Origin of the sequence: Wielerella bovis (assembly GCF_022354465.1) — a bacterium.
Classification (GTDB): Bacteria; Pseudomonadota; Gammaproteobacteria; order Burkholderiales; family Neisseriaceae; genus Wielerella; species Wielerella bovis.
In genome coordinates, this window is sequence record NZ_CP092361.1 from 1,321,385 (window position 1) to 1,336,615 (window position 15,231).

The 15,231-nt window shown below is 41.5% G+C and carries 11 protein-coding genes and 1 pseudogene; 5 read left to right on the forward strand and 7 right to left on the reverse strand.

The features are described 5' to 3' along the window. Positions 1-12 precede the first annotated feature (12 nt). On the reverse strand, positions 13-1,935 hold the full coding sequence (locus tag MIS45_RS06495; protein ID WP_249449935.1) for an ATP-binding cassette domain-containing protein: 1,923 nt from the start codon (positions 1,933-1,935) through the stop codon (positions 13-15). Positions 1,936-2,228: 293 nt separating this feature from the next. Continuing rightward, complete coding sequence (locus MIS45_RS06500; RefSeq protein ID WP_249449936.1) at positions 2,229-4,367, reverse strand: type I secretion system permease/ATPase; 2,139 nt, start codon at positions 4,365-4,367, stop codon at positions 2,229-2,231. 479 nt (positions 4,368-4,846) lie between these two features. Between MIS45_RS06500 and MIS45_RS06505 the strand changes: the two genes are divergently transcribed. Then, positions 4,847-5,179, forward strand: coding sequence for a hypothetical protein (locus MIS45_RS06505; RefSeq protein ID WP_249449937.1), 333 nt, complete (start codon positions 4,847-4,849; stop codon positions 5,177-5,179). 533 nt (positions 5,180-5,712) lie between these two features. Beyond that, a pseudogene (locus MIS45_RS06510) lies at positions 5,713-6,720 on the forward strand (hypothetical protein); the annotation flags it as partial. Between the two features lie 18 nt (positions 6,721-6,738). On the opposite strand, the gene MIS45_RS06515 reads toward MIS45_RS06510, so the two are convergent. Both MIS45_RS06515 and MIS45_RS06520 read right to left on the reverse strand, forming a co-directional pair. After that, the gene (locus MIS45_RS06515) at positions 6,739-7,281 is read right to left on the reverse strand and encodes an IS630 family transposase (protein ID WP_346766869.1); all 543 of its coding nucleotides are present in this window, start codon (positions 7,279-7,281) and stop codon (positions 6,739-6,741) included. Continuing rightward, on the reverse strand, positions 7,274-7,576 hold the full coding sequence (locus MIS45_RS06520; RefSeq protein WP_249441922.1) for an IS630 transposase-related protein: 303 nt from the start codon (positions 7,574-7,576) through the stop codon (positions 7,274-7,276). Before MIS45_RS06520 ends, MIS45_RS06515 begins: the two co-directional genes overlap by 8 nt. 14 nt (positions 7,577-7,590) lie before the next feature. On the opposite strand from MIS45_RS06520, the gene MIS45_RS06525 reads away from it, so the two are divergent. After that, positions 7,591-8,598 carry a calcium-binding protein gene (locus MIS45_RS06525; RefSeq protein ID WP_249449938.1) on the forward strand — a complete coding sequence of 336 codons (1,008 nt, stop codon included), beginning with the start codon at positions 7,591-7,593 and terminating at the stop codon, positions 8,596-8,598. A 130-nt stretch (positions 8,599-8,728) separates the two neighbouring features. Here the strand turns inward: MIS45_RS06525 and MIS45_RS06530 are convergent, their stop codons facing one another. From MIS45_RS06530 to MIS45_RS06540, 3 genes are all read right to left on the reverse strand, one after another. Then, a complete protein-coding gene (locus MIS45_RS06530; protein WP_249449939.1) occupies positions 8,729-8,953 on the reverse strand; it encodes a hypothetical protein in 225 nt (74 codons plus the stop codon). A gap of 283 nt (positions 8,954-9,236) precedes the next feature. Beyond that, on the reverse strand, positions 9,237-11,858 hold the full coding sequence (locus tag MIS45_RS06535; RefSeq protein ID WP_249449940.1) for a DNA translocase FtsK: 2,622 nt from the start codon (positions 11,856-11,858) through the stop codon (positions 9,237-9,239). A gap of 375 nt (positions 11,859-12,233) precedes the next feature. After that, positions 12,234-12,959: a 16S rRNA (uracil(1498)-N(3))-methyltransferase gene (locus MIS45_RS06540; protein WP_249441860.1), complete on the reverse strand. Its 726-nt coding sequence runs from the start codon at positions 12,957-12,959 to the stop codon at positions 12,234-12,236. Positions 12,960-13,117: 158 nt separating this feature from the next. Here MIS45_RS06540 and MIS45_RS06545 point away from each other — a divergent pair, with 158 nt between their 5' ends. Both MIS45_RS06545 and MIS45_RS06550 read left to right on the forward strand, forming a co-directional pair. Beyond that, on the forward strand, positions 13,118-13,912 hold the full coding sequence (locus tag MIS45_RS06545) for an inositol monophosphatase family protein (protein ID WP_249449941.1): 795 nt from the start codon (positions 13,118-13,120) through the stop codon (positions 13,910-13,912). A 164-nt stretch (positions 13,913-14,076) separates the two neighbouring features. Further along, positions 14,077-15,222 carry a hypothetical protein gene (locus tag MIS45_RS06550; RefSeq protein ID WP_249449942.1) on the forward strand — a complete coding sequence of 382 codons (1,146 nt, stop codon included), beginning with the start codon at positions 14,077-14,079 and terminating at the stop codon, positions 15,220-15,222. Positions 15,223-15,231: the final 9 nt, after the last annotated feature.

Sequence of the window (15,231 nt, forward strand, 5' to 3'; positions counted from 1 at the left end):
TATTCCCTACTTTCAGGCTGCCTGAAATTCAGCATCAATCTGGTTATTAATCGTTTCCAAATCTTCTTGCCATTGCAACCAATCTTCTTCTAACTGTGTCAATTTTACTTTAATTTCCGCTGCTTGCGCCAATATTTCTTGCAACTTCGTTTTGTTTTCGGGTAAATAAGCACTTTCTTGCGACAAAAATTCATCACACGCAGCCTGTTTTTGCTGCAATGTTTCCATTTCCTTTTCCGCTTTATTAATTTTTTGCTGAATAGGTTTACAGCGTTTGGCTTTTTCTTGGCGAATTTGTGCTTCCAAGCGTTTCACGTCTTTGCGGTTTTGCGATTGCGCTGATTGTGCTGGCGCAACTGTCGCATTTTCCTGTGCCAAACGCCATGCGCGATAATCGTTCAAATCGCCGTCAAACTCTTTCAGGCTGCCTGCGTGAATCAATAAAAATTGGTCGGTGGTCGCTTCAATCAAACTGCGGTCGTGCGACACCAAAATCATCGCGCCCTGAAAACTCTGCAATGCCACCGTTAGCGCGTGGCGCATATCCAAATCCAAATGGTTGGTCGGCTCGTCCAATAGCAATAAATTGGGCTTTTGCCACACCAACATCGCCAACGCCAAACGTGCTTTTTCGCCACCCGAAAACGGTTCAATTTTTTGCGTTGCCATATCGCCAATAAAATTAAATCCGCCCAAATAGTTACGAATTTCCTGCTCTTTCACATCGGGCGAAAGCTGTTGAATATGCCAAATGGGGCTTTGGTCATCGCGCAGCGTATCCAATTGATGTTGCGCGAAATAACCGATGTTTAATTTGTCAGATTTGATGATTTGTCCGCTCACAGGTTTCAGGCTGCCTGCAAGGGCTTTAATAAAAGTGGATTTGCCCGAACCATTCACACCAAGCAAACCAAATCGCGCTCCATTTTCCAGCGATAAAGTAATATTTTTCAAAATAATTTCATCGCCATAACCCAAATTTGCCGCGTCCAATTTCAGCAAGGGATTGGGTAAATGCGTGGGCTGTTCAAATTCAAAACTGAATTCGCTGTCCAAATGCGCTGGGGAAATTAATTCCAATTTTTCTAATGCTTTCACGCGGCTTTGCGCTTGTGTGGCTTTGGTGGCTTTAGCTTTGAAGCGGTCAATAAAGGATTGTAAATGCTTAATATGTGCCTGTTGTTTGGTGTAGGCAGCCTGCTGATTGGCTAATCGTTGGGCGCGTTCTTTCAAGTAAAAATCGTACGCTCCACCGTAACTGTGCAATTTTTGCGCGGACAATTCCAGCGTGTGTGTGGTGGTTGCATTCAAAAAATCACGGTCGTGCGAAATAATGATTTGGGTACACGGCAGCGTGGCAAGATGGTTTTCCAGCCACAATACCGTTTCCAAATCCAAATGGTTGGTCGGCTCGTCCAACAACAATAAATCGGCGCGACACATCAAGGCTTGCGCCAAATTTAAACGCATGCGCCAGCCACCCGAAAAGGCTTTCACAGGTTTCGCGTGTTCTTCTTGCGAAAAACCAAGTCCGCTCAGTAATTTGGCAGCGCGTGCTGGGGCGGTGTAGGCGTCAATTTCATCTAATTTGGCGTGAAATTCGGCGATTTCATTGCCATTATTTGCCACTTCCGCCGCGTGTAAGGCAGCCTGAAACTGTTGCAATTCCGGGTCGCCCTGCAACACATAATCCAGCGCAGAGATGTCCAAAGCGGGGGTTTCTTGGGCAACGGCTGCCAGTTTCCATGTTTTGGGAATTTGGCAATCGCCGCTGTCTTGGCTGATTTCGCCTTTAATCAAGGCGAATAGGCTGGATTTGCCTGTACCGTTTTTGCCAATTAAGCCAACGCGTTGGCGTGGGTTGATGGTGGCGTTGGCTTGGTTAAGCAAGACTTTGGTGCCGCGTTGTAGGGTTAAGTTTTTGAGTTCTATCATAATGATTGGATTCAATTACGTGAAAATTTAAAGATATTTTAGACTAAAATCCTTGCAAAATATGAAATAGTAAGTTGAATTTTTGAATCCGACATTTTTTCATATTTAATAACCATTTGTTTTTATTTAAAGATTGTTAGATACGAGTATCCATCCTACAAGTTTTCAGACTTCCTTTTATAGTGAATTCACTATATATATTAAAAAAACTACCTGAAAAAAAATTGAAAAACATCGGATTTTGTTTGGATTTATTGCGACATTAAGCAGCCTGAAACCCTAATTCAAACCGCTTAACTGTTTTGCAAATCATACAAATAGTGATAATAACCATCGGGTTTTTGCAACAAACCGTCATGTGTGCCTTGCTCCAGAATCTTGCCCTTGTCCATCGCAATAATGCGGTGGGCGTGGCGGACGGTGGACAAGCGGTGCGCGATAATCAACACCGTGCGTCCTGCACAAATCGCCTGCATATTTTGCATAATCGCGCGTTCACTTTCATAATCCAACGCGCTGGTGGCTTCATCAAAAATCAAAATGCGCGGATTGGTAATCAAAGCACGGGCAATGGCAATGCGCTGGCGTTGTCCGCCTGATAAACCTGCGCCCTGTTCGCCCACAATCGTGTCGTAACCTTCCGACAATTCCATAATAAAATCATGCGCCCCCGCCAATTTGGCAGCCTGAATAATCATTTCCAAAGGCAAACCCGTGTCCGTCAGCGCAATATTGTCGCGCACGCTGCGATTCAGCAGCACATTCTCTTGCAACACCACCCCCACTTGGCGGCGCAACCACGCTGGGTCTGCCAAAGCCAAATCGTTGCCGTCCACCAAAACCCGACCGTTTTCAGGCACATACAATCTTTGCACCAATTTAGTCAAAGTGGATTTGCCCGAACCCGATCGCCCGACAATGCCCAAAATTTCCCCTGCCCGAATCTGCAAATTCAAATCCTGCAAAATCAAACGCCCATCGGCTTTGTATCTAAAATCAACGTGTTCAAACGTGATGTCACCGCGAATATCGGGCAACGCCAATTTGGAAGACGGATTTTCAGTCGGCGCATTCAAAATATCGCCCAAACGCGCCACCGAAATACCAACCTGTTGAAAATCCTGCCACAATTGCGCCAAACGAATCACAGGTGCCGCCACTTGTCCCGCCAACATATTAAACGCAATCAATTGACCCACCGTCAATTTGCCTTCAATCACCAAACGCGCCCCTATCCACAAAGTCGCCACCGTAACCAATTTCTGCACCAACTGCACGCCCTGTTGCCCAATCACCGCCAATCGAGTTACTTTGAAACTCGCATTCACATACGCCGCAAGCTGGTTATCCCATTTGCGTGTCATTTGCGGTTCAACCGCCATCGCTTTGACCGTGCCGACCGCCGTCATGCTTTCCACCAAAAACGATTGATTGTCGGCATTTCGCGAAAATTTCTCATTTAAACGTGCGCGCAAAATCGGACTGATAAACGCCGACCAAAACGCATAAGCAGGCAATGAAGCCAACACCACCAAAGTCAAAGTCGGACTGTAATACCACATCACAATCAAGAAGATAAACGAAAATGCCAAATCCAATACCGAAGTCAAAGCCTGACCTGTCAAGAAATTACGGATTTGTTCCAATTCGCGTACCCGCGCCACAGTGTCGCCCACCCGTCTGTTTTCAAAATACGCCAAGGGCAAAGCCAATAAATGACGAAACAGTCTCGCGCCCAATTCCACGTCAATGCGCGAAGTGGTGTGAGCAAAAATATAGGTTCGCAAACCGCCCAACACAATTTCAAATAAGCTGACCACCAATAGCGCAATCGCCACCACATCTAAAGTGGAAAAACCTCGATGTACCAACACCTTATCCATCACCACTTGGAAGAACAAAGGCGTAATCAGCGCAAAAATTTGTAGCACCACCGAAACAATCAAGACTTCAATAAAAATGCGGCGATATTTAATCACCGCAGGGATAAACCAAGTAAAGTCAAATTTCGCCAAACTGCCCAAGATTGAAGCGCGCGATGCCACCATAATCAGGCAGCCTGAATACCGTGCCGAAAATTCTGCCGCATTCAAAACCGCAGGTTTATTGTGCTGCAAATCCTGAATCAAATATTTGGCATCATCGCCCGAACCGTCTGTTTTGGCCAAAATAAAATGGTTGCCATCATCACACCACACCAATGCAGGCAGCGTAGCATAAGGCAAACGTGCCACCGATTGTTTGACTACTTTGGCTTTCAATTCCAATTTTTTTGCCGCCAACAGCCATTCGGTTTGGCTTAAATCGCCATTGAGGCTGCCTGAAACGGAGAAATGGTGCTGAATGTCAGCGGGGTTGGCAGCAATACCATGATAGTGGGCCAATACAATTAAGCCGGCCAAAGCAGGTTTAGGAGTGGAGGAAGAAGCCATAGAATAACCGTTTTGTAAAAAAAGAATAAGAACAGCGCAAGAATTTTAACGAACATTGATATACAACGCAATGATAGAAATGATAAAAAAGATTTGACAAATTAAGATAATAAGAGTAAAAAATCATAAATTGATTTAGGCTAAATAGGCAATAGATTTATTCAAACAAGATTAGAGATGTGATTGAGAATTGATTTGCAACTTGTGTTTTTAAGTGTATGTGTGCATTACCATTTTTTCAGGCAGCCTGAATAAGGGGGATTTGAATGGGAAATGATGAGGCTGGAAACACAGAACGCGTGGGTGCGAGCACCCACCCTACGCTTGCTAACATATTGTTTTAAAGTGAAAAATTCCATTTCGGGCTGCCTGAAATGGAATAATGTAATGTGTACAAAACCGCGTGGGTAACGAGTTGCCCACTCTCGTATCTACGCTTGCTAAGTTAGTCATATATAATTAGGATATTTTATGAAAAAATGCATTTTTTAATACTCTCTTTGCTGCTAACAGCATGCCCCGGTGTCGATTCTCAAACTTATCAGGATTCATCCAAGATTGCAAAAGCATTTAGAAATAAATTCGGTTCTTTAGAGTGCACTGCCGGAGTAGATAATGGATACAATACAGTACTTATTCAAGTTTATGGAAAGTACAGTGATGATACTTATTTATACTTAATAACAGAGATAAGAAACTATCATTCAGCCAATCCCAACAGGGATAAAAATATTAAACTTTATTTTCATAAAACGCATTATGAAAAATTAGCAGAGCAGGATAAGCAAACATATCTAAATTATGGAATTTAAGTAACAATTTAATATTTTTTGGAGACTGAGATTATGAGTAAATTTTATGTTGAATTACGTGTAGATGTAGGTGGAGACGACATATCCCACATACTTTTATTGTTTTAACCGATACCAATGGTAAATCATATGAGTACGGTTTTGCTCCTGTAAAACCGTCATTAATTAATCATGGCAAAATTGATACGGATCCAGGTCATGAATATCAATTTACCACAGGAAAAATTCCTGTTTCTGAGCAACGTTTTAATGATATAAAAAGCAGGGCGGAATATGATGTAAAACATCCGCCATTCTACAACCTTCCCTTTGGTTCTCATTGCGGAACTTGGGCCGCTAATAAACTAGGTATTCCTGATACTTCATCATTGGCTCCATTTGCTAGTGCTATAATAAATAGTCCATATACACAAGCCATTGCTGTCTCAATTGCTCAACAAGTAGCAATTGAAGTTAATGGAGATAATGAACCAACAAGCAATCCGTCGCCCTCCTCTCCAAAATTACCTTTCCCATGGCAACAACCTTACGACCCCAGCTGGAAAGGCATTCCATTTCTCCCGAACCCATTCGTACCCGACGGCTTTGGAGGTTGGTTTGACAACGGACACCAATGTGTTCGCCCATGGTATGACCTTCCTTTCCGTTTTGGCAAATACCACATCGTAGATCCATTGGCATTGGATTTAGACGGCAACGGCATTCAAACCACCGCCACCACAGGTTTTTCAGGCAGCCTGTTTGACCATAACAAAGACGGCATTCGCACCGCAACAGGTTGGGTGGCAAGTGGCGATGGCTTGCTCGTGCGCGATTTAAACGGCAATGGCATGATTGACAATGGTGGTGAATTGTTTGGCGACAGCACTGTATTGGCAGACGGTACTTTGGCGCAGCATGGCTATGCTGCATTGGCAGAATTGGACGACAACAACGATGGTGTGGTGGATGCCAACGATGTCGCTTTTGCCACTTTGCGCGTATGGCAAGATGCCAACCAAGACGGTATTTCCCAATCCGATGAATTACACACTTTGACAGATTTGGGCATTCAATCGCTCAATACTGCTTATAAAGACGTGAGCCAAGATTTGGGCAATGGCAACAGCATCGCCCAACTGGGCAGCTATACCAAAACAGACGGTAGCACCGCGCAAATGGCAGATTTACTGCTGGCAAATGACCATTTGTACAGCCGTTTTGCCGACCGCATTGAATTAACCGCCGAGCAAAGCCAAGCTGCTAATTTGAGCGGCATTGGTCGTTTGCGTGATTTGCGTGAAGCAGCAGCATTGTCGGGCGATTTGGCTGCGGCTTTGCGTGTTTATTCGCAAGCCAGCACCAAGCAAGAACAACTGGCTTTATTGGACAACTTGGTACACGAATGGGCAGAAACCGACCCACAATGGGGCAAACGTGAATTTGCATTAGCCACAACTTTTACAGAAACGCGTAATCAAGGTCGTGCATTAACGCCATCTCAAGCTAAACAACTAGGTAATGTGTTAGTTTCTTTATCTAATGAAACACGGGCTGCAATGAGTGTATAGATAAAGAAATTAAAATTCGGTACACAACCAAGTAAAATAAAAAAACAAAGAGTGAATGCAATCCAATAACCAATCTTGACGTAAATGTTTAATCCAAGCCCAAGTGTGCTCAATTAAATTCAAATCAGGACAGTATGGCGGTAACCATAAAATCACATGCCCTGATAAAACAATAAGCTCTTGAATGTCCTGACGTTTGTGAAAAGTCGCATTATCCATTACCAAAACACTGTTGGGCGGTAATTGTGGCAGTAAAACGTTTTGAACCCATGAATAAAACACATCTGAATTGATGCTGAATTCATACAAACCCACTGCAATCAATTGATTTTGGTACAGTGCGCCAATGGCATTGGTTGTGTTTTTGATTTGCCAGTTGTGATTGCCATGACAAACTTGTCCTCTTGGCGCATAGGCATAAGGACGATAAGTTTGGTTTTTAAAACCACTTTCATCAATATAAACAATAGGACGTTTCTCTTGCTCATACTGTTGTTTTAATGAGAGAAATTGTTCAATTGTTTCGGGTTGAGCTTTGGGGTGTTTAAGAATCTTTTTTTTGAGTGATTTTTAGCCGTTTAAGTGCCACACCAATGGCTCTTTGTGAACAGTTAAAGCGAACAGCGCGTTCTCTTTGAAAATCATCAGGAAATTGTTCTACGTCTTTTCGCAATAATTCATCATTGATTTTATTGGTTCTTTTGGGGTAGGGTTTACGTTCAATGCATTTTTTCCATAGTTGAATGGTACTGCGACTGATGCCATATTCCGCTGCCAATTCACGGTAGCTGTAACCCGAATTTAATTTTTCTAAAATCATTTGGCGATAATCTTGTGAATAAGCCATAACTGTTCTCCTGTATGTACCGTTTATTTAATTCTACACCTATAGCTCGCGACCGCATGGCGGTATTGGATGCATTCACAGGACAAGACAGCAGCCGTTTGTTCTTGTTCAGTGAAGATGATGCCAAAAAAGTGTTAAAAATCACAAATGATACTTATGCTAGCTTAACCGATAATATTTACAAAGGTTTGTTGTTTCAAACTCGTTTGCAACCCTATTTGAATGAAATTGCGTTCAAAATTGAGGATGAGCAATTTGCTTTGGATTTCTCTCGTGTGATTGCCACATTCAATCAAGTACACGAAGACAATCCACAAAAAGCAATGGTGGATTTGGCTGAATTGATGGGCTATGGCAAATTTGAGCTAAAACAAACAGGGCTGCCTGAATTGTTGGCGACTTATTTTGCACTTGCTGATGAATCTACATTGGCTGATGTTGTACCAATGTTGGATAAGAAAGTGATGGAAACTTTGGATTTGCATTTTGCTAATGTAGAACAAGCCAATGTTTCAGGTAGCAGTAAAAATGATTTCTTGATTGGCGATAAAGCAGATAATATTTTGAACGGCAGTTCTGGCGATGACTTTTTAATTGGCGGTGCAGGCAATGACACTTTAAATGGTGGTGCTGGTTCCGATACATATGTCTTTGCCAAAGGTCATGGTCAGGATGTTATCAAGGATTATGGTTCGGAGTCTAATGTATTGGTATTTTCTAATGTTTCCTTATCAGAAATAAATTTATATAAACAAGGTTCAAATCTGCTTTTGAGTCATAAAGATAGCCAAGATACGGTATTAGTTAATAACTTTTTCAGTAGTACTTACTACCAAGTTGAAAAATTGGTATTTGAAGACCAAACCGTTAATCTGAATGCAACAGAACTGAATCGTGTGTTATCGGGTGCAAACAATATGGTCAATGCGATGAATGCTTTTGGTGCCGATATGGTTTCTGCAACAAATTGGCAATCAGATGAATTGAAACATATTCCAACTTTATTGGCTGTATCTGTTTAATGTTTGATTAAAGCTGCCTGAAAATGACTTTTTCAGGCTGCCTTTAACAATGACTATTTCATGTTTTATTTCCAAATACCACCCATAGACATCATCTGTTGTGCATAAGCTTGCATCTGTTCAACTTCACTCAATTCAATTCCTTGTTGTGTCGCAAAACTTGCCCTTGACCTAATTTCAAAATATCGTTACCAAAACTATCGTAAATACGGTCATTACCATCACCTAAATTAAACAAGTAGGTATCATTGCCTATACCACCTTCTAAACGGTCATCATTTTTGCCACCTTGCAAAATATCATTTCCTGCTCCGCCAACAAAATAATCTATGCCTGAAACCTTTGCAAACCCCATTTTTTGAACTTTTTTGAAAAATAAATTCCTTAAAATTCAAAATATTAAAATTTTTAAAAATCAAATTTTAGGGGTTTTGCAAAGGTTTCTGCCTGTATTACCAATAAAAACATCATCACCGTTACCACCATAAATTTATGAAGTTACACAAGCATAATTATAGTGGATTCAATTTAAATCAGAACAAGGCAACAGCGACCGCCATGTACACATAGTACATAAGGGAGCTGGCAACGCTGTACTGGTTTAAATTGAATTTACTATACAATACAAAATTTTCTGTTTACGCAATATCCAAACTTCGCGCTAAAATCTGACGTTTGCCATCAGACGCGGCTGGCGAGACAATGCCACCATCTTCTAGCGCTTGCATCAAATTGGCGGCGCGGTTGTAACCAATACGCAAATGCCGTTGCAGCGCGGAAATGGAGGTTTTGCGACTGCTAACCACAAATTGTACAGCTTGGTCAAACAAATCATCGCCGCCATGCTGATTGGCTTGAGGATTGATGAATTGATTGGTTTCCAATGTGGCTTCACCTGTCAATATGCCTTCCACATAATCAGGTTCGGCTTGCGCTTTGATAAATGCCACTACATTATGCACTTCATCATCGCTGACAAATGCGCCTTGAATGCGTTTGGGTTCAGCCTCACCTGGTTGCAAGAACAGCAAATCACCTTGTTTCAACAAATCTTCCGCGCCCATTTGGTCAAGAATGGTACGGCTGTCAATGCGGCTTTGCACGGTAAATGCCATGCGCGTTGGCACATTGGCTTTGATTAAACCTGTAATCACGTCCACACTTGGGCGTTGGGTGGCGATAATCATGTGAATACCTGCCGCACGTGCTTTTTGTGCCAAACGTGCAATTTGGGTTTCCACCGCTTTTTTCTCGGTCATCATCAAATCTGCCAATTCGTCAATCACAACAACGATTTGCGGCAAGGTTTCCAATGGTTCAGGGTCATCGGGATTTAAGCTAAACGGATTAGGAATGGGTTTAGCAACTTTGATGGCAGCCTGAATTTTTTCGTTATAACCAGCTAAATTACGCACGCCAACGTGTGCCAGCAAACGATAACGTTTTTCCATTTCTGCCACACACCAATTCAAGGCATTGCCTGCTTCTTTCATATCGGTAACCACAGGGCAAAGCAGATGCGGTATGCCTTCATAAACCGATAATTCCAACATTTTCGGGTCAATCATAATAAAGCGCACTTCATCAGGTTTGGCTTTATATAACATAGACATAATCATGGCATTAACGCCAACCGATTTGCCCGAACCTGTCATACCGCCCACCAATAAATGCGGCATTTTTGCCAAATCACCCACAATCGCATTACCCGCAATATCCTTGCCCAAAGCTACGGTTAATTTGGATTTGGCTTCGGTAAAAATTTGCGCCTTTAAAATTTCCTGCAAAACTACTTCTTGGCGATGTTCATTGGGTACTTCAATCCCCATCGTGTTTTTACCCAAAATAGTTTCTACCACGCGGACAGATTGAATTTTCAATGAACGCGCTAAATCTTTGCTTAAATTGACAATTTGACTGCCTTTTACCCCTTTAGCAGGTAAAATTTCATAGCGTGTAATCACAGGACCTGATGTTGCTTCCACCACTTCCACATGGATACCAAATTCTGCCAGTTTTTCTTCAATCAACTGTGCCGTTTCGTCCAATTGTTCTTGCGACATGGTTACAGGATTGGGATTGGGTGTTTTCAGGCTGCCTAATACAGGTAATTGATATTCCCCATGCTCAGGCTGCATCACATCATTTGTGTCCGATAGCAGCGAATCTGTGGTTTGAATAGCAGGTTTAGTCACTTGCAATTGTCGTTTCTTGGGAGCAGGAACAACATTTTCAGATTGTTCCTGCTCCATCGTATGCTTTACCGCTAAACTGCGATTACTCATACTACTGACAGGTGGCGTTACAGGTGCAGACACAATTTGTTCCGCTTCCAACACACTGCGAGGCTGTACAATTTTGCTTTCTAAACCTTTTTCAGACTGCCCATCTATTTTTTTCTTACTGTCTTTATCATGAAAAATCTGCTGAAACAATCTTTCCAACTGATTGCCCAAACGTTCCATAAAATCTAGCCATGAAATCTGTATCAATAAAGAAAACGCAAGCATAGAAATAATGAAAAACAGAGCAACGCTACCAGTGGCACCCAAAGCATGGTTTAATCCAGAAGCAATCATGGAGCCAACAAAACCACCTGCGCCCAGCGGCAAACTTCTATCCAAATCTGCACCAAATGCAAATGCTTCCAATACAGGACTGGTCAGCAACAAAATACCCAAGCCCGTACCCGCAATCATTGGATTATACGGTTGCGTACCTTTGTCCAAAATCGGGCGGAAATTGCGATACAGCCAAATGCCTGCCATACCGACAAACCACCATGCCGACAAACCGAAAATATAATACAAAATATCGGCAAGATATGCCCCTGCTAAACCACCGACATTCATAATTTCGCCTAAACGCGGAATGCTGCGCGACCACGATGGGTCTTTCATAGAAAAAGTCAGCAATGTCAGCATCAAATACCCTGTTACCACCAACAAAAATAACCACAGTGTATCGCCAATCAAGTTTCGGTCGCGTTCGTTTACGCTAGGTTGCTGCAAAGCAGGAACTTCGGCTGGTTTATTGAATGCAGCAGGCGTTTTAACTTGAATATTGCCAGAAGCTGTTTTTTTGTTTGTAGATACGGGTTTCGCAGGTGGCGTTTTAACCATTGCCGATGCCACTTTACTTTTGGATTTATTGTTTTTAGCAGTTGTTTTACCTTTTACTGCGCTCATTTTGATGTTGGGCGTGGCTGCTTTATTGTTTTTATTTTTAGATTTAAATAGGTTTGAAAGATATTTAGACATGGTTCGCAGTTATAAAATTAAATAAAAGGCAGCCTGAAAATAAACAGGCTGGCAAAATATTGAAAATAGGCGATTATAGCGCATTTTTATGGTGTTTGGGCGTGTATCAAAAATACGCTGCACGGTGTTTCAGGCTGCCTTATTTGTAGAAATTTCCGAAGGCTAATAACAGCACAGAGGTATTTATAGTCGTTTAAAATAAAGGTAACAGTAATCGCCGTGTACACCTAGCTGGCAATACTGTATTATTTTTATTTTACCTAACCATCATTCCAAAATGGATAAGAAAGCGAGCTTACTGCAGTTAAAAAAACAACCGAGAATGACACACCTCCTCTGTCATTATCTTCCAACATTCTGAGATTTCCCCTAGATTCATACAAAATCCCCCCACAAAGTTTGCATCGCCGCAATCGCCGCCAAACTGGCTGTTTCGGTACGCAAAACACGCTGTCCCAATGTGATTGCCTGAAAACCTGCATCAAATGCCGACTGTTCTTCCGCTGCCGTCCAACCACCTTCTGGACCAATCATTAAATGCAATTTTTGCGGAGCAGGCGAAATATCGCGCAAGGTGGTGGCACGATTCAAACTCATCAACAAATGCAATTCATCGCGTGGCATCTGCGCCAAATAATCTTTCAGCGACATAATCGGCAATACTGCTGGCACAAAATTGCGCCCACTTTGTTCACACGCGGCAATCACAATATCTTGCCAACGTTGCACGCGTTTATCCGCCCTCTCGCCCGATAAACGCACCACGCAACGTTCACTGATAATCGGCTGAATGCGTGATACGCCCAATTCCACGCTTTTTTGCAGCGTGAAATCCATGCGCTCGCCGCTGGAAATGGCTTGTATTAATTGAATATTTAATGGGCTTTCACGATGGGCTGTTATTTCTTGCGTGATACGGCAACTGGCATGACGTTTACCCACTTCGCTGATTTGGGCGAGATATTCTTTGCCATCGCCGTTGAATAAAGTTATCGCATCGCCCGTATTCAAACGCAAAACGTGAATATGGCGAATAATATTATCGGGCAAATCTAGCGAAGTTTGCGGCGCAAGTGGGGCGGTTAAATAAAATCGTGGCATGATAACTGTGTTTAAAAAAATAAAGTTAAAATGATTTTTCAGGCTGCCTATCAATAAAATAATGCAGCCTGAAACCAAGTTTTATGTAGCCAAAACTACATGAATATTATGATAATGTTAAAATTATATCCTTTGTTTCTATTTTATCAAAAAAAGCCATGAAACCCATAAACACTTTGACTTACCTTGTCCGCGAAGTCGCCGCCAGCGAAATGATGCCATATTTTTTGAAAACGGCACATTCGCGCAAAGATGATGGTAGTGTGTTATCGCAAGCAGATATGGCAACACAAAACGCATTGGTTTTCAGACTGCCTCAAATCATCGCTGCGCCTGTGTTGGGTGAAGAAATGTCCGCAGCACAGCAACAGCAATTATGGCAATCAGCAGATGTCGGTTTGTGGGTGATTGACCCGCTGGACGGCACAAATAATTTTGTTAATGGCATTCCGCATTTTGCCATATCGGTGGCGTATGTGCAGGGTGGTCGGGCTATGCTGGGCGCGGTGTACAATCCTGTGTCGGACGAATGTTTTTATGCGGTGCGTGGCGAAGGTGCGTGGCTCAATGATACGCCCTTACCCCTGCGGCGCGTTTCTAAAAAATTACACGAAGCGGTGGCTGGTGTGGAAACCAAGCGATTGCGCTCGGCGAAATTAGTCAATAGTATCAATTATTTTCTACCCGTTGGCACGATGCGGAATATGGGCAGCAGCACTCTGGATTGGTGTTATTTGGCTGCTGGGCGATACGATGTCTATGTGCATGGCGGACAAAATTTGTGGGATTACGCCGCAGGTGCGCTGATTTTGGAAGAATCGGGCGGTTTGCTGACTACGTTGGAAGGCGATGATTTTTGGAGTGGTTTGCATGCATTCAAACGTTCGGTTATCGCGGCAGGGCAGCCTGAATTATTTGAAAAATGGGTGGCTTGGGTGCGAAAAAATCAGTGATTGGGTGAGTTTGATAAAATCACGCAATACACAGTACATCTGTGGTTTGGATACTACTACCCAACATTTCTTGTGTAATTCAAAATTGGTCGGACTCAACAATCTGATTTACATATCATTTTTCAGGCAGCCTGAAAGCCTTTTCATTAAAGGAAAATATCAAAATGGAAAAAAATAAAATTACCGTTGAATTATTAGAAAAAGTTATTTCCGTTTTGGGGGAAAAATCAAAAATAAATGAATCTTTACGAGAGAAAATAAATAATGTAATTTTCATTTTAATTTTAATGAAAAACGACGATGACTGCTGGTTGACACTTTGTCCATTTAATTATGGCTATATTGGAGAAAAATTTTATACATCTTTAAAAAGAATTAGCGAAAACAATAAAGACGCTTTTGATGAATATTACTTTGACCATATATTTTTATTTTCTATACGTTTTTTAAGAGAAGCAATGATAAGCTTACAACGTAAACATTTATTTAATTATCAAAATTTATATGATTCTCATGACTTTCAAGCTATTTGGACAAAGTTTAAAACTCTAACTACTGATTATGTAGCGGATGCAGGATTAAAAGAACAATTACTTTACATTCAAAATGAATTGGATTATCAGATTTTAAACCATTATTTAGGAGGCAAAGAATTTCAGGCAATGGCTGACTTTGATGAAAATATCAAGAAAGCAAAAAATCAAATTCATGAATTAGAGAATTTAATACAAACATCTCGCCAAGAATTAGAAAGCCTTATAGACAAAACCAATAATGAAGCCAATGCAAAAATTCAAGAAGTACAAAGATTAGAAACATCTTTAAAAACGTATAAAGAAGGTTTTAATTTTGTTGGCTTATCCAATGGTTTCAGCAAATTACTGGAGAAAAAAGAAACCAGTAAAAATTGTATATTTTGGTTATTGAGCCTAATTGGCGCATTTATTATTAGCGTGCCATTTATCAAAATAGTTTCAGAAACAGAATGGACAAATATAACGTGGCAACAATTATTAATTAGCATCGGTTTGGAATTTGTTTTAATTTACTTTTTCCGAGTAATACTCAATCAATATCGCGCGGTTGAAACCCAAATTATGCAATTAGAATTGCGTTTATCACTTTGTCAATTTATTCAAGCATATGCAGAGTATGCAAAAGAAATCAAAAAGAATGATAAAGACGCATTAGAAAAATTTGAAAATCTGATTTTCAGCAGTATTTTATCCAATGACAATAATATCCCCAGTACTTTTGATGGCATGGAACAAATTACTCAATTAATTAAAGAACTGAAAAGTAAGCCTTAACTTTCAGGC